This is a genomic window from Pseudomonas sp. GW821-FHT07G06 (assembly GCF_058986625.1).
Window position 1 is genome coordinate 22679 of the sequence record NZ_JBYSVW010000013.1, and the last position, 15596, is coordinate 38274.

Sequence of the window (15596 nt, forward strand, 5' to 3'; positions counted from 1 at the left end):
AGGATGAGGTTGATCTAGACTCCGGCCGGTCAAATCGACAACCCGAACCCTGGAGCGTGCAATGGAACTGCCGACAAAAGAACAAGCCATCGCCAGCAACCGCGAGGCCTGGAATGACTCCGCCCGTCACCACAAAGACTCCAGCGAATGGCAAGCCTTGTTGATGGGCGTGGAACAGGCGGATTTTTCCTGCCTGGATGACACCCTGACGAGCGTTGCTCGCCCAGACCGGTGTCGACGGCAAGGAAGTGCTGCAACTGGGCTGCAACAACGGCCGCGAAAGCCTGTCGCTGTTCGCCCTGGGGGCGCGCAGCGTGGTGGGCGTCGACCAGTCCGGCGCATTTCTCGAGCAGGCACGGGAACTGGCTTCCCGCTCGCCCCATGCGCCGCAATTCATCGAAGCGGACATTCACCACTTGCCTGCGCAATTGCAGGAGCGGTTCGACCTGGCGCTGAACACCATCGGGGTCTTGAACTGGATGCCGGACATCGGCGAATTCTTCCGCCATGTGGCGCGTACGCTGAAGCCGGGGGGCGCGCTGGTGGTGTACGAAACCCACCCGTTCCTGGAAATGTTCGACCCCGAGGCCGCCGATCCTTTTCGCCCGAGCAGTTCATACTTCCGTCGCGAACCGTTCGTGCAGCACGAACCGATCGTCTACGAGGGCAAGATCGAACAGCCGGCCGCGCCGTCCTACTGGTTCGTCCACACCCTGGGCGACCTCTTCGGCGCCGCCATTGCCGCAGGCCTGCAGATCCGTCACTTCAAGGAATACCCGCACTCCAACCGCGAAGAACTGTATGACCGCTATCAGCAGCAGGAGGCGCAGTTGCCGTTGTGTTTTACCTGGGTGGTGGTGAAGTCAGCGACATAACGTGCGGAATCAAATCAGAGATTTGAGTGATTGACCGTGTGCCCTGGCTGCGCGCAGAGATCTATGCCCAGGGCATGAATGACCTTCAGGACCGTATCAAAACGTGGTTTTGCTCCGGGCGCGAAGGCTTTGTAGAGGCTTTCGCGACCCATTCCCGAGTCTTTGGCAATCTGTGTCATGCCACGGGCTTTCACCACATAGCCGATAGCGCGAAGAAACTCCTCGTTGTCACCGTCTGCCAGTACCTGAGACAGGTACTCGCTAATGGCTTCATCACTGTCGAGCAGTGCCGCCATGTCGAAATTCGTCAAAGTCTGGCTCATGGTCAAACCTCCTTTGCCATTTTTTTTGCGCGTTTGATATCGGCTGCTGGACAAGATAATTCATTACTCAAATGGATACAGATGAGCAGTCAGACATTTCCGCGATCAGGTGGTTTTTTTCTGAGGAAGTTGTAGGCGACTCCTTCGCGAGCAGGCTCGCTCCCACATTTGATCTGTGTCGTTCACAAATCCAATGTGGGAGCGAGCCTGCTCGCGAAGGGGGCGACACGGTAAAGCGGATAATCCCGGAATCAAGCCTGCGCCTGCGCCTGCGTCACCACCGGCCGCCCCGGTTTGCGTAGCGGATCCAGGCGTGAGCCGCTGTAGTGGGTTTCGCGGAAGAAGCGCCAGCGGCCGAACAGGCCGTAGACGTGGGTGACGCGGCCCTGTTCCTGGTAGCCCATGCGGATGTGCAGTTTCAGCGCCGGGATGTTGTGGGTCTCGCAGACGTCCACCACCTTGTTGCAGCCTTGCAGCGCCATGGCTTCCCAGAGGGCCACCTGGACATCCACGGACAGGCGGGTGCCGAAGTAGGCGCGGATCATTTCGCCGCCGAATTCGAAGAACTCGCCTTCCTTGACCGGGAACCAGCAGCCGTAATAGTGACGGTCGAAATAATCCCGGGTGCTGCCCCAGATGAAGCCGATCGCATGGCCTTCGTCATCCAGGTACATATGCCCGGTATGACCTTCGGCGGCGAGCTCGGCCATGGTCCCGACGCGATCGCCGAAGTGCTTGGCAAACGCCGTGGCGTTCTGCGGGGTGATGGTCACCTGGCGGACGGGAGAATAGGGCCGCAGCTTGTGCGGCGGTACCGGGCTGACCAGGTCGCGCTCCATCCACAGCAACTCCCAATGGAAGAACACATAGCGCTTCCACAGCGTACTGAATGTGCGACCCAGGCCCTTGCGCTTGATGTGTTCGTGAAGCTTGTCGAGTACGCTCATGAAGCCCTCCTTTAACCGAGGATTGGTGGTGTGTGGTGAAGGTATTGATGGGTATAGATCACCAGTGGCAATTGCATGGCCATGTCCTTGTCATCAATGTATTTCAAGTTGTGTATCAGTCTTGACACAGTTTTCAGGCGTCAAAAAGCTGCTCGTCCCGGACGTATTCGGGAGGAAAACACCGATTCAAAGCTGTACTACCTGTGGGAGCGAGCCTGCTCGCGATAGCGGTGGATCAGTCAACAAAGAGGTTGAATGTTCAGGCCTCTTCGCGAGCAGGCTCGCTCCCACAGGGGATTGCGGTTTATTCGAGAACAGCCTGCGCGCGCTGGGGCACAGCCTCGCCAGCGGCGGTATAGGCCACCCGCGGCACACCCGGCAAACGCTGTTCCAGCAATGCACTCAAGGACTCTCCCGGTTCCAGGTAGGCATCGCCAAAGTCGGCGCCGAGCCGGTTCGGGTGGGCGACGATTTCCAGTAGTCCGTCGGGCGGCGGCGCGGCGTTGCGCAGATCCACCGGGGTGCACACGTAGTTGGCGGTGGTGCCGGCCAGGTGGCTCAGGCGACGGTTGAGCAGGTCTTTGAATACGCGCTTGGGCAGGCTGAGGTTATGTCCCAGGTTGCGCGCCAGACGCACTGGCACCCCTTGGCGGGCGGCGAAGCGCGCGACGATCTCGCCGATCGGCCAGATGTTGTGCACGTGTTGATGGGAGTCCAGGTGACTGGGGCGCAAGCCGTTGTCCAGGCAGCGTTGCCACTGGGCTTCGAGTTCTTCGAGCACGGCGTGGCGATCCCGGCGCCCGAGCCAGAGGCGGGTGCGGCGCAGGTTGAGGTCGAACACACCGGCGCCGTCGCAAAAGGTCGGGCGCTGCACAATGGCCTGGCTCAACGGACGGCCGTAGGTCAGGTTGAAGTGCAGGCCGATGCGGCCTTCGAGCAACGGGTGCCGGGCCAGGACGCAGGCCGCTTCGAACGCCGGCATGTTGGCCATGGCGGTGGCGGAGCTGATGAGCCCGGCCTGGAACGCGCCGAGGATCACCGCGTTTTCGCAGGCGCTGAGGCCGAAGTCGTCAGCGTTGACTATCACTTGCCGGGGCATGTTCAGCCTCCTTGGGTTTTTCCGTAGGCGCAGGTGTTTTGACAGCCGGTGTCGCGACGGGCGCCGGGGTGGCGACTGCAGCCGCTGCACGCCGGGCGCGCCATTGCTGTAATCGGGGTTTGAAGCGTTGCCAGACCCGCAAGGCCAGCCCCAGCACCAGACCGCTCGGGCGCCAGGAGTAAAAACTCCAGCGCCAGTGTTCCAGTTGTCCGGTCATGCGTTCGTGCAGTTGATGGCTGGAGTTTTCCAGGCTGACCCGTGACGCATCGATCCACTGCCAGTGGTCTTCCAGGCCCCAGCGAATCCACTCTTCGAGCAGCACCCGACCGCTGCCCAGGTCGGCATATTGCGGCAGGAACGCCAGGTTGTAGTCGTACAGCCGGCCCTGTTCCAGCAAGCCGAGGCGATAGCTGATGCAGCGCCCCTCAAGCTCCAGCACCACCACGCGCACCAGGCCTCGGGCGGCCAGTGCGGTGAAGGCGCGGTCCATCCACTGGCGATGGCGTGCATCGGAAAAGATCCCGACCCCTTCATCGCCTTTCCAGCTCACGGCTTCGACTTCACTGATTTCCTGCAACAGCGGCCCCATGGTCAACGCGTCGGGGGTAATCCGCCGCACCCGGGCGCCACAGGCGGCGATGCGTTTGCGTGCGCGGCGCAGTTTGTAGCGCGGATCGCCGGAGACTTCCTGATGGTCGGCCTCGCTGATCAGGTGCACCGGCACTCGACAGCCGAGGCGTTGTTCGGCGGTCGAGCTCAGCGCCTGCCACGGTGCCAGGACCTGGGCCGTGGCACCGGCCAGTTCGTTCAATTGCAGCAGGGCATGGGGCAGGCGCTGGCGGATCTGCGTCAGCGCCTTGCCTAAAGCGTCGCCGTCCAGCCTGGTCAGCAGCGCGAGGCGGTCGGCGAGGGGATAGCCCAAATGATGCAGGACCCGAAATGGCACACGCGCAAAGCGCTCCACGGACGCCACCAGCGGCAGGCACAGCGCCAGTTCGTCACCCTGCCAGCCGAGCAGCACGTGCAACTGCTCGCCGGGTTTGAGTGCCTGTTCCGATGCGCATAGCCAGGCCAGGGTGTTGAACGGCGTGTGGTCCGTCACGCGCTGGCGCAACGCTTCGTAAGCCGCAGCGGGAAAGTCGTGGGTGCACAGCGAAGTGTGCCATTCGAATCGTAGCGTCATGGGATCACGTCGCCTCGGCGGTGGCAGGTTCACGCACCGGTTTGCGCAAGGTTTCCAGGCGCGAGCCGGTGTAGCGTGTTTCGCGGAAGAAGCGCCAGCGGCCAAACAGTTCGTAGACGTTCATGATCCGTCCCTGTTCGTTGTAGCCGGTGCGTATATGCAGCTTGAGTGCGGGGATGTTGTGCCACTCGCACACGTCCACCACCTTGTTGCAGCCCTGGGCGTGCATGGCTTTCCACAGCTCGGTTTGCAGGTCCATCGACAGCCGGGTACCCCAGTAAGCCCTGGTCAGTTCGCCACCGAACTCGAAGAATTCCCCTGGCTTCACCGGGAACCAGCAACCGTAGTAGTGCTTGTCGTGATAGTTGCGGGCGGCCCCCCAGATGAACGCCACCGCGTCACCCTTGTCGTCCAGGTGCATTTGCCCGGTGTAACCCTCGCGGGCCAGTTCCGCCATGGTCTCGACCCGGTCGCCAAAGTGACGGGTGAAGGCAACGGCGTTCTCCGGGGTGATGCTGACGACCCGCAGCGGCGGGTAGGCCTTGAGTTTGTGCGGTGGCACCGGGCTGACCAGGTCACGCTCCATCCACAGCAGTTCCTGGTGGGAAAACACGAAGTGCTTCCAGATTTTTTTCAGGGTGGCGCTCAGGCCTCTTCGCTTGATGTGTTCGCTGAGTTTGTGCAGTGCGCTCATGTTGTTGGCTCCTGACGGGATTGCCCGTGAGTGGAGTGATTCCTGCGCGCGGCGAAATGCCGACACGGCCAAGCACAAGAGGGCGGTCATGAGGCGATCCAGCTGAGGGCGAACAGGGTTTGCCCGGGCAGTTCGAAGCTCACGCGACCGTCCCGGCAGTTGAAGGGCGCGTCGCGGCTGCGATTGTCAGCACCGAAGTAACGCAGGGCGCCCTTGCCCAGCGGGCAGGCCACACCGTTGAGGTCGACACGCTGCAAACGCGTGCCCTTGTTCACCCCCAGCAGCGTGCGCTTGAGGTCATCGGCCATGGCCAGCGCATCGACTTCGAAGGCATCGTTGTCCAGGCGCACCACCTGGTGCAGCCAGTGTTGCTGGATGAACTGCTGGGCCAGGCCGACGGGTTTGAGTTCGAAACGATCATCGCCGAGCACCCGCAGCATGCCCTTGGGGTACTCGGGTTCGTCCGCGGCCTGGAACCAGCCGAGCATGTCGAGCAGGCCGTCCTGGGACGCGTTGATCACCACCGAAGCCCACCACAGCGAGGCGTAGTGGGTTTCCTGATCGTAAGGGCTGAGGCTGGCACCGCTGGACATGTTGGTCTGGTCGAGCAACAAGGCCTTGCGCGGCCGACCCTGGGCGTCGAGCCCCACCAGTTCGGCGGCACGGCGCACGCTGTCGCGGTAGACACGGGTCGCGAGCAGGTCGCGGATCATCCATTCGTGCCAGGCCAGGGCGTCAATCTGCTCGCCGTTGTCCTTGAGCAAGCGCCGGGCCCAATCGATGCCACGCCGCTCGCTGGCGTGGTCGGACAACGGGCCGTTGATAAAACGCGAGCTGGCCGGGATGGCGATGCGCACGCCGGCCCTGGCGTTGTCGGGGTTGCCGCGTACCTGCCGGGCCATGCTGTCGAACTGAGTCTGGAAACTGGCGTAGTCCGGGTAGTTGAGGTTCGGCTCGTCGGCAAAACCGATGTAGTGCGTGCCCTTGCCGCCCAGGGCACGGGTCGCGGCCAGCCAGGCCTCGAGGCCGCCATGGCTGGTGCTGTCGGCGCGCAGTTCGGCCTGGCGCTGGCTGCCGGCCAACAGGGTGATGTCCTGGGTGATGCCGAACCGCTCCTGGTACAGGCGACGGAACGCGTCTTCGTAGTGCGGCCGCGTGGCCATGATGTCGACGAGGCTGTAGTAAGTCGCCGCCTGCGGTTTTAGCGCATCGAGCACGGCAAAGCTGGCGGGCGGTGGCATCACGTAGGGCAGGGCGATGCCCAGGTTCGGCGTGTTGCCGAGCAGGTCCTTGTGCAGGGTCAACCGGGTCCGGCCATCGTCCTCGCGCAGCGGCTTGAGCTGTTGCGGATTCTGCGCGAACAGATTGGCCGTGCCATCGAGCCAGAACGCCGCCTTGCCGCTGCCTTGCAGGCGCAGGCGCCAGACCTGATCGCTGTCGGCGACCGGCAGTTCGGCCTTGTCGAATTGCCAATAGGCGCGGTAGGGCTTGAGGGTCAACGTCAGTTGCTTGCCGTCGCCCACGCGCTGGGCTTGCAGGGCTTGGACGCCATCGTGGAACTTGCCGGCGAGGACGGCGTGTTCGCCGGCCGCGACCTTGAAATACAGCTCGTCGCCGTCACGGGTTTCCGCGCTGAAATGCACCTTGGCCGGTGCGAACAGCGCCACCGTGCGCTCATCGTGTTCCACGCGGTAGCGACGGAAGCTGTAGCCCGGAATCTCCAGGCGATAACTGCTGGCCCCCGGTGCCAGTGGCCAGCGCTGGGTGCCCTGGGTCTCGGCGGCGGCGATCGCCCGTTCGCCCGCAAGCTTGCCCTGGCCATCGAGCAGGTACAGATGTTCTTCGTTGGCCCCGGCCTGCCACGCCGCCACCCATTGCACGCTCAGGGTGTCGGGGCGATCCGTTTGCAGGTACAGGCTGCCGTCGCGGATATCGGCCCAGCGCATCGGTCCGGCGTAGACGTCGACGCTCAGGCCAAGGCTCACCAGCAGCGCGAAATACTTCATGCCGACTTCCGTTGCAGAACCAGCAGCATCGGCGCGATATCGCTGGGCAGGATGATCAGGGTTTGCCAGAACGGCACCTGGCTCAGGCGGCAATACATCACCAGCAGGGCGACCGTCACCGCCAGGTAGGCGATGGACGAGGCCGCCGCTGCACCGACGATGCCGTAGGCCGGGATCAGCACCAGGTTCAGCGCCAGGTTGAGCAGGGCACCGAGGCCCATCAACAACGAAATCGAACCGGGACGATTCTTGCCCAGCAAGTCCAGGCGCAGGATGCTCGCGTAGCACAGCCCGAGCAGGCCCGGCAGCAGGGCGAGCAGTGCCGGATAGGCCGGTTGGTAGGCCACGCCGAACAGGGTGACGATCAGCCATTCACCGATCAACGCCATGCTCAGGCAGGCGCCGAGCATCACCGTGGCCGTCAGGCGCAAGGCCAGCGGCGTGACTTTGTCGATGCCTTCTTCCTGTTGCAGCAGGCGTTTCATCAGCGGCGTGGTCACCGCTTCCGGGACGATCAACAGCAACTCGGCGGCGGCGCTGGCCATGGCGTAGTGACCCAGCGCGGTGCTGCCGAGCAGGGCGCCGATGAACAGGTAGTCCGAGCGCAGGATCACTTGCTGGAACAGCAGGTCCGGATGGCTGCGGGCGCTGTAGCGCAGCAGTTCGTTCTGGCTGGCGCGGTCCCATTGCAGGGTCAGTGGCTGGTTGCGCTTGAGCCACACCCAACCGACCAGCACCACCAGGCTGATGCCCGCCAGCCAACTGATCAGCGCCGCTTCCAGCGCCGCGCTTTGCCACATCCAGAACAAGGCGAGGAACAGCAACAGCGGCACCAGCGATTCGATCAGGCGCAAGGCATTGAAGGCGACTACGCCGCCCGAGGCGTTATGCAAGGTCAGCAAACCGCTTTTGAGCACCGTCAGCGGCACCGCCAGCAGCAACAGCCAGGCGAGCAGGCCCAATTGCGTGGTGATGTCCAGTTCACTGCCGAACTCGCGGGTCAACGCTACCACCAGCAGGGTCAACAACGCCGCCAGCAGGCAACCGAACACCAGCACCTGGCTGAGCAGCAATCCCATGGGTCGCTGCTTGGCCGCCTGATAACCCACCGCGGAGTTCAAACCGCCGCTGGTGGCCGCGCTGATCAGGTCGGGCAGGGTGCTCAGCAAGGCAAACAGGCCGCGTTCGCTGGGGCCGAGAATCCGCGCCAGCAGCACGTTGCGCAGCAAGCGCAAGGCGATCATCGCCAGTTTAGTGCCCATGCTCAGGGCCAGATGCTTGAGGTAGTGGCTGCGGCTCATGGACGTGCCCCACGGTAGATGCGCCAGGACAGCAACTCGGGATTGCACGCGGTACGCTGGCTGACGCCGAAGCGCGGCAGGGCCAGCGGATCTTCGGTCCCTCGATAAATGCCGGTGCCGGTGCCCAGGGCAAACGGGAAGTCATGCCTGGCCACCTGTTGGCGCACCCGCGCATCGTTGTCGCCATTGGGGTAGCAATAGACCGGCAGCGGCCGGTTGCAACCGATCAGCAGCGCGTCGCGACTGCGGCGCAGTTCTTCGTCCAGGCGTTGATCGTCGAGACCGGTGAGGATCGCGTGGCTGGCACCGTGGGGGCCGAAGCGCACCAGGCCGGACGCTTCGAGCGTACGCACCTGCTGCCAGTCCAGCGCCTGGGGCAACGACTCCTGCGGGCAGTCGTCGGTCAGGCGATTGAGGTCCGACGGCGACAGGGTCTTGAGGCTCTGCAGGAAATTCAGCAACGCCAGGCTGCGGCGCTGCTCGTCCGGGTCATCGCACAGTGTCGGCAACGGACGGCCCGCGAGCTGCAAGCGTTCGATCAGGTGCCGGCGTGCCTGTTCGCCATGGCTATTCCACAGGGTTTCGCCGATGCTTTCCCACCAGAACCGCTGGCGGCTGCCGATGAAATCGGTGGACAGGAAAATGCTCGCCGGCACCTGGTATTCCTGCAGCAACGGGAAGGCATTCACTGCGTTGTCGCGCCAGCCGTCATCGAAGGTCAGCGCCACTTTCGGCCGCTCCGAGCGCGGCGTGCCGGGTTGCAGAATGTCCATCAGCGGCACGCAGTCGAAGTGTTTTTTCAACCACAGCAGCAGGTGTTCAAACGCCTTTGGCCCAACGCACAGTTCATTGCGATGGGGCAGTGCGGCAGCCCGGTCGCTGGCCAGCACCCGGTGCAGCATCAGGATCACCCCGGCGCCGTGCAGTTGATTGCGCCCGACCGGGGAATTGAGGTACAGCCAGCCACTGGTGCGTTTTAACAATTGCTTGATCGCCATGGCACGCGTCTCTCATCGATTTTGCTCGGGGTTCCATTGGGCGTAACGCTGACCGCGCAGGAACTGCCACAGGCCAATGCTCATCCCGGCAAGGGTCACCAGAAGGAACGCGGCGAGGCGGAAGGGTTTGGGCAAGCGGTGTTGCGAATCCAGCAGACCGGCAATGGCCACCGTGTAGCCGAGCAGTTGCGCGATCAGGCTCAGGCGATAGAAGTCGTGGTCTTCCCATAACCAGAAATTGCTCAGCAGCAACGGCAGCAACAGAATCGGCGCCAGTCGCCGAATCAGCTTGTGGCTGATCAGGGCAATCGCATACAGGCCGTGGGTCAGCGGATTGAGCAGCTCGCGGCGCTGGGCCAGGCTTTGCAGGCCACCGACCGTGACCCGCTGACGGCGGCGGAACTGCTTGTCGGCTTCGTCCACGCCCTGGTCGATGACCCGGGCCTGGGGCACGTAGACAATTTTTTTGAAGGCCGCCGGCGCGCAGGTGCTGATAAAGAAGTCGTCGTTGACCTCCGCCGGCACGTTCTGGAACAACTCGCGGCGCAGGGCGAGCAAGGCGCCGTCGGCGGAGACCATGCAGCCGGTGCGATTCTCCACGTAGCGCAGCCAGCCTTCGTAATGCCGATACAGGCTGTCGCCAATGCTCAGGCCCTTGCCGGTCACCGGGATCACCATGTGCCCGGCGCAGCCACCGACCTGCGGGTCGTTGAGCGGTGCGAGCAGATGGCCAAGGGTGTCGGTGGACCATTGGTTGTCGGCGTCGGTGAACACCAGGATCGCGCCGCTGCTGATCGCGACCCCGGCATTGAGCGTTGCCGCCTTGCCCTGGCGGGGCAGGTCGAGCACGCTGATGCGCGGGTCATCGACCCTGCGGGCGCAGGCCACGGTATCGTCGGTCGAACCGTCACTGGCGAGGATGATGTGCAGCGAGCGGGCCTGGTAATCCTGGGCCAGCACGGTGCGCAGTTTTTCTTCGATATGGCGCGCCTCGTTGTGTGCGGCAATCACGATGCTCACGTCCATCGGTTGAGCCGGTCCATGACGCGGTGCTCGATAAAAGGGTGCCAGCAGCGTCAGTAACAGGGGATAGCCGAGGTAGGCGTAGACCGGTAGCAACAGGCACAACCAGAAAATGAATTCAGCCACGGGCGGGCCTCCTGGCATTCCAATGACAAAGGCTGAGGATGAATCCGGCACCCGCCAGGTGCAGGCGCACCCAGTGCAGGCCCCAGAGTTGCAGGGTCAGGCGCGTGTCGTGGTGTTTGGCACTCTGGCGCAGGCTCAGGCCCAGGGCGGGCAGGAGAGTCAGCATCAGCATCAGCACCGCATGGTGGGGGAAGCCGTCGAGCAGGGCGGAAATGGCCAGGAAGTCGATCCCCCAGGCGGCCATCGACAGCAGCGGAAAACGCAGCAAGCGCAGGCTCGGGCCGTGGGTGCGCAGCAGTTGCAGATGACTGCCCTGGCGCCACAGTTCCTTGCCCATCCATTCGCGCCAACTGCCTTCGTAGCCCCAGTGCAGCGCCACGCTCTGGTTCACCGAGCGCAGCCTGGCGCCGGCGTCGGCCAGGCGCATGGTCAGTTCCTTGTCCTCGCCGGTGCGCAGTTGTTCATTGAAACCGCCAACCTTGTCGAACCAGCGACGGCGCATCAGCAGGTTGGAACTGGGCAGCCATTGCACGGCATGCAGCGGCTGCGTATCGGGGCGCAAGGTGCGGCGCTGCCAGGCATCGGCGTACCACGGCGCTTCGGCCGGGGTGTGCAGGTCAAGCCCCATGACATCGGCCTGGCCGGCGGATTCGAGGTTGAACAGCAGTTCGAACCAGTTCTCCGGCATCTCGATGTCGGCATCGATAAAGGCCAGCCATTCACCACGGGCGATCGCCGCGCCGCGATTGCGCAGTGCGCCGATGAGCAGGCCGGGCAGGACCAGCACCTGGGCGCCGAACTGCCGGGCGATGTGCGGGCCCTGGTCGTCGGAGCCGTTGTCGACCACGATCAACTCGCATTCCACCCTGGCCGCATCGGCGGCATGTTGTGCCGCGAACAGGGTCCGGGCGATGTGCCGGGCTTCGTTGTACATCGGGATGACGATACTGATGCGGTTCATGCCCTGACCTCCGTCGACGGGGCGTCTTCGGCCTTGGTGCGCAGCACGCTGGTCAACGCGAGCATGATCCACAGGTACTTGTGGTTCGGCGCGCTGAGGAACATCAGGAACAAGGTCAACGACAGAAAGCTCATGCTCAGGTGGGTCATCACATCGGCCTGCGCTGCGTTCCCGCGCAACAGCCAGGCCCGGCGGGCACGCAGCAGGTTGTACAACCCCAAGGCCAGGAAGCCGACGAACATCAGGCCGGCGGGAATCCCCAGTTCACTGAAGATCTCCAGGTAAGTGTTATGGGCACGCCGGTACAGGTCTTGCGTCTCGCCCTTGATGGAAAAGGCCTTGGCATAACCGGTGGTGGCGTAGTGCAGCGGGAACGTGCCGGGGCCGGTGCCGAGCAAGGGGTTCTCGGCGATCATCGCGCTGCCGACCACGATGTAGGAAGCGCGACGGCCCAGGGACGGGTCCTGGCTCTTGGCCCCGGAACCGAGGATGCTCAGCGACTGGATACGCGCCACGTAACCGGCCGGCATCGCATAGAGCCCCAGCGGAATCACAATCGCCAGGCCGAGCATGGCAAAGCCCAGGTGGCGCGGACGAATGCGTGGCAACAGCGCACGGTAATGCCATGCGCCGATCAACAGGCTGAGGAGCAACACCACCAGCCCCGAACGGGAATCGGTCTTGGTCATGCCGCCCAGCAACAGGAGGGTGCAGCCCCCCCAGAACAACCGGTGCAACAGGTTAGGGCTACGCACTACCAGCAACAACGCCATGGGCACGGCGAAGGCGATCAGCAGGGCAAAGTTGTTCGGGTCCTTGAGCAGCCCGGAGGCACGGCCCGCGTCCTGGTATTTGCTGGAGAACATGGCCATGGCGCAAGTCACCGCGACACTGATGGCGACCAGCCGGGCGAACATGTCGAGGTTCAATTCACGCGCCACCAGCAGGGTGATGACAAACAGAATCAGGCCGACGCTCAATTCGCGCAGGTGGCCCAGGGAGATGCCCATGTCGTCGGTGTTCAACAGACTGAGCAGGTACAGCAGCATGAAACCGACCAGCAAGTGCCAGATATTGCTGCGCAGGCGATCGGCTGGCAGTTGCCGAATCGCCAGTTGCAGCATCAGGATCAGCGCCAGCGAGGCTCCGAGGAACTTGGAGCCCGATAACGCGTTGTCCTTGAACAGCCCCTCGAACGGCAGGATGGCGACAATGCCCAGCAGGCCCCAGGCCGGCTTGCGGTACAGCACCGCGACACCCACCAGGCCCAGCACCGCGCCCGGCGCCAGATACGGATAAGGGCTGGCCAGCAGACCGAGGCAGACCAGGCCGAGCAAACTGACGATCGAGAGCGGAAAGATCACGCGCGTGCCTCCCGTGCAGTGCGGATGTAAAGCTGCGACCAGCGTTCGGCCAGGGCCTTGAGGTCGTAGCGATCCCGTTGCGTACGTTTTGCGTTGTCGATCAACTCGCCGGCCAGTGCCGGGTCCCGCACCAGCGTACCGATCTGGCGGGCGAGGGCGGCACTGTCGGTGGGCGCGGCGAGCAGGCCGTTGTGGCGGTCCTGCACGACATCGGGAATTCCGCCGACGCCAAAGGCCACCACCGGCACGCCGGCCTGCATCGCTTCGAGCAGAATCATCGGCGTGCCTTCGGTGCGCGAGCTGATCACCAGCGCATCGAGTTGCCGCCACCAGGCGCGCATGTCGGTCTGGTAGCCCGGCAACGTGATGCGTGCCTGCATGCCGGCCTCGTCGATGCGCGCCTGCAGGCTTTCCCGCTCAGGCCCGTCGCCGAGCATCACCGCATCCAGTTGCGGATACTGCTGACACAACGGGATCAGCGCATCGAGAAACAGGTCCGGGCCTTTTTCACTGCTCAGGCGCCCGACGTAACCGGCCAGCCAGCGTTGACGTGCGCCACTGTGCGGCAGCAGGTCGTTGGCCGCCGGCAGGCCGTTGGGGATCACCTGCAACTTGTCCGTGCGCACGTTGGCCTGGCGATGCAGCGCCGCGATGCTTTCGGCGACACACACTACCCGGTCCACCGAAGCCGTGCGGCACAGTTGCAGGCTCAGCCAGGTGTAGAACTTCTGCTTGCGGCTGCGCGGGGTGAAACCGTGCTGGGTGATCACCAGGGGCAGGCGCAACAGCGTGGCGCCGACCCAGCCGAACAGCAGGCCCTTGAAGTTGTGCGTATTGATCAGTGGCCGCGGGTCCCGACGCTGGCGCAAATGCCCCAGCAACGCGCCCAGGCCCGCGCAGCCCAGGCAATCGACACCGGCCTGGCGAAAACGCGCGATCAGTTCTGGCGGCGCATCGAGAAACAGCACCTGGTGCTGCCCCGGCGTCGCCAGGCAATGGTCCAGCAGCATCCGCTCGGCCCCATAGAAGCCGCCGCTGCTGAGCAAATGAATGATCGGCAGGTCGCGGGTGGTGCCGAGCGCCGCGTTCAATTGCGCACCCAATGCACGAGGGCCGGAACGCTCCAGTTCTTGTGCGGATTGTTTGGCAGGGTGCTTTGATCGTTGAGCACCAGCAGCACCGGCAAGCCCAGTTCGTGGGTGATTTGCGCAGGGTGCTTGAAGCGGTGGTCGAAGAACTCACGCACGTAGACCAGGGCAATCGCCAGCAGCAGACCGGTGAACAGCCCGAACGGAATGATCAGCAGCGGCTTGGGGAACGCCGCTTCGGTCGGTTCGAACGGCGGGCTGAGCACCCGGGCGTTGGACAGGTCGTTGTCCAGCGCGCGCGCGGTGCTGCTTTCGGCGAAGCGCTGGGCATAGGTGGAGAACGCCGCATGCAGCGCATCGATCTCGGTGTCCATTTGCCGTAGCTTGCTCTGGGTTTCCTGCAGCTGGTGGATGCGGTTCTTGAACTCGGCAATGCGCGCGGTTTTCTGGTCGATGACCGAGCTGACCGTCGCCAGGTCGCTGGTGCGCTCCTGGATCCGGTTGCTGACAATCTTCAGGAACTGCCCACGGGTGCGGGTGATCTGCTCACGTGCCAGCAGCATCGGTTCACTTCTGGGCTGAAAGATCGCCAGGTCGCTCATGTAGCGGCTGACCAGGGTCGTCAGTTGCTCACCCAGTTGCTTGATCTCGCGGTCTTCGAACGCGACGTTGTCGACCGTGGTGGTGAAGGTGTAGGGGAAGGTGTAGTCGTTGAACCGGGCGTTGTTGGCGCTGGCCAGGTTGGTTTTCAGGTATTCGAGCCAGCGCTGGCTTTGCAGCAACCGGTCCTGATACAGGTTCAGCGCTTGCTCCTCGGTGTTGATCGCGTTGAGGCGGAACGTGATTTCTTCCTTGGGATCGGACGAGCCGATCTTTTCGAGCAAGGCCAGGCGGTTGGCTTCCAGGCCATCGAGACGCACCTGGTACTGCATTTTCTTGGTTTCGTAGAAGCTCTGCGGCAGGTCGATCGATTGCATTTCCTGGCGGTTGACCAGGTAGTTCTGCAGCAGTGCGGCGACGAAGCGGGTGCCCTGGGCCGGGTCAGGGAAGCTGTAGACGATCGAGATCACGTTGGAGCCTGGCAAGGTTTCAACCTTGAGGGCGTCGGACGCTTCCTGTGTGAGCACATCGAGCACGGTGTCGCGTACCGGATCGGTCTGCAGCCCCAGCATGTTGCGAAGCGGGTTGATCACCTGCTCGCGAACGGGATTGCTGACATACCGTTTGAACGGCTGCACCAGCAGTTTGTTGAAGACGCTCACGGGCGGTGTGTACTCACCCTTTTCGCGCAACTGGTCGATGGTCTGGCGGATCAAGGCCGGCGAACGCAGGATATTGCTCTCGGTCTCCATGTCCGCCAGCGACGGCGGAATGAAGGACGCGTTCTCCTGGTTGAGGGTGCTGGTGGCATCCCCCTGGGAGAGTTTCTTGGACTGCACGATCACCTGGGCGGTGATATCGAAGCTCTGCTTGAGCATCAGCGGCAAGACCACGGCGATCACTGCAAAGACCAGGAATACTCGTTTCACCAATTGCTTGTTGGCGAAGAAGATCCTGAAGAACTCATGCAGGTAGTTTTCCTTTGGATTCATGGCGGTCACCTGAGAG

Annotated in this window: 13 protein-coding genes and 1 pseudogene; 1 reads left to right on the forward strand and 13 read right to left on the reverse strand. The window is 63.4% G+C overall.

Annotated features, from left to right (window positions below):
• Positions 1–61 precede the first annotated feature (61 nt).
• Positions 62–875: pseudogene (locus AC3WJW_RS21200) on the forward strand (class I SAM-dependent methyltransferase).
• A 14-nt stretch (positions 876–889) separates the two neighbouring features.
• Here AC3WJW_RS21200 and AC3WJW_RS21205 read toward each other — a convergent pair.
• The 13 genes from AC3WJW_RS21205 to AC3WJW_RS21265 form a co-directional block, all read right to left on the reverse strand.
• Complete coding sequence (locus AC3WJW_RS21205) at positions 890–1198, reverse strand: addiction module antidote protein (RefSeq protein WP_007973802.1); 309 nt, start codon at positions 1196–1198, stop codon at positions 890–892.
• 251 nt (positions 1199–1449) lie between these two features.
• On the reverse strand, positions 1450–2145 hold the full coding sequence (locus tag AC3WJW_RS21210; protein WP_493727254.1) for a GNAT family N-acetyltransferase: 696 nt from the start codon (positions 2143–2145) through the stop codon (positions 1450–1452).
• Positions 2146–2449: 304 nt separating this feature from the next.
• Positions 2450–3244: a ChbG/HpnK family deacetylase gene (locus AC3WJW_RS21215; RefSeq protein ID WP_493727255.1), complete on the reverse strand. Its 795-nt coding sequence runs from the start codon at positions 3242–3244 to the stop codon at positions 2450–2452.
• Positions 3216–4427 (reverse strand): GNAT family N-acetyltransferase, encoded by a 1212-nt coding sequence (locus AC3WJW_RS21220; RefSeq protein ID WP_493727256.1) that lies wholly within the window; start codon positions 4425–4427, stop codon positions 3216–3218. Before AC3WJW_RS21220 ends, AC3WJW_RS21215 begins: the two co-directional genes overlap by 29 nt.
• Positions 4428–4431: 4 nt before the next feature.
• On the reverse strand, positions 4432–5121 hold the full coding sequence (locus AC3WJW_RS21225) for an N-acetyltransferase (protein ID WP_493727257.1): 690 nt from the start codon (positions 5119–5121) through the stop codon (positions 4432–4434).
• Between the two features lie 86 nt (positions 5122–5207).
• Entirely contained in the window at positions 5208–7127 is a 1920-nt protein-coding gene (locus AC3WJW_RS21230) for a hypothetical protein (RefSeq protein ID WP_493727258.1), read from the reverse strand.
• Positions 7124–8428 (reverse strand): lipopolysaccharide biosynthesis protein, encoded by a 1305-nt coding sequence (locus AC3WJW_RS21235; protein WP_218480352.1) that lies wholly within the window; start codon positions 8426–8428, stop codon positions 7124–7126. Before AC3WJW_RS21235 ends, AC3WJW_RS21230 begins: the two co-directional genes overlap by 4 nt.
• Positions 8425–9426, reverse strand: a complete 1002-nt coding sequence (locus AC3WJW_RS21240; RefSeq protein ID WP_493727259.1) for a polysaccharide deacetylase family protein — start codon at positions 9424–9426, stop codon at positions 8425–8427. Before AC3WJW_RS21240 ends, AC3WJW_RS21235 begins: the two co-directional genes overlap by 4 nt.
• A gap of 12 nt (positions 9427–9438) precedes the next feature.
• Positions 9439–10575, reverse strand: coding sequence for a glycosyltransferase (locus AC3WJW_RS21245; protein ID WP_218500434.1), 1137 nt, complete (start codon positions 10573–10575; stop codon positions 9439–9441).
• On the reverse strand, positions 10568–11536 hold the full coding sequence (locus AC3WJW_RS21250) for a glycosyltransferase family 2 protein (protein WP_493727260.1): 969 nt from the start codon (positions 11534–11536) through the stop codon (positions 10568–10570). The genes AC3WJW_RS21245 and AC3WJW_RS21250 overlap by 8 nt, the downstream gene beginning before the upstream one ends.
• Entirely contained in the window at positions 11533–12900 is a 1368-nt protein-coding gene (locus AC3WJW_RS21255; protein WP_493727261.1) for an O-antigen ligase family protein, read from the reverse strand. Before AC3WJW_RS21255 ends, AC3WJW_RS21250 begins: the two co-directional genes overlap by 4 nt.
• The gene (locus AC3WJW_RS21260) at positions 12897–13991 is read right to left on the reverse strand and encodes a glycosyltransferase family 4 protein (protein ID WP_493727262.1); all 1095 of its coding nucleotides are present in this window, start codon (positions 13989–13991) and stop codon (positions 12897–12899) included. The genes AC3WJW_RS21255 and AC3WJW_RS21260 overlap by 4 nt, the downstream gene beginning before the upstream one ends.
• Complete coding sequence (locus AC3WJW_RS21265; protein WP_493727263.1) at positions 13988–15580, reverse strand: GumC family protein; 1593 nt, start codon at positions 15578–15580, stop codon at positions 13988–13990. The genes AC3WJW_RS21260 and AC3WJW_RS21265 overlap by 4 nt, the downstream gene beginning before the upstream one ends.
• Between the last annotated feature and the right edge of the window lie 16 nt (positions 15581–15596).